Raw genomic sequence first — 239 nt, 5'->3', positions numbered from 1 at the left:
TGTTGGCATCGACGCTCACGAGCGCGGCGACATATTGCGTCCGTGCCGAGACCACGGCCTGGCGAACCTGGGCGCGGCTGACATCGTCCTGGATGCGCGCCTCGCTGAGCGATTCCTTGTCCTGCCGAACCAGCGCTTCGGTCCGCCCGCCCGAACAGATCGGGATGGTCAGCGTCGCGCCGATATTGGCTGATGTCGAGCTACCGTTGGGATTGGTGAGAGAACTGGGAACTTGGGGG

1 protein-coding gene is annotated in these 239 nt (G+C 64.4%); it reads right to left on the bottom strand.

Going from position 1 to position 239, the window contains the following annotated elements; genetic code table 11:
• Positions 1-239, bottom strand: a 239-nt coding sequence (locus KVT37_RS32765) for a TolC family protein (RefSeq protein WP_217579079.1), incomplete at both ends; no start/stop codon positions are given.

This window comes from Mesorhizobium sp. GbtcB19, assembly GCF_019091085.1.
GTDB lineage: Bacteria > Pseudomonadota > Alphaproteobacteria > Rhizobiales > Rhizobiaceae > Mesorhizobium.
Note: the sequence above shows the minus strand (reverse complement) of the source record. Positions and strands in the feature narration are given on the sequence as shown.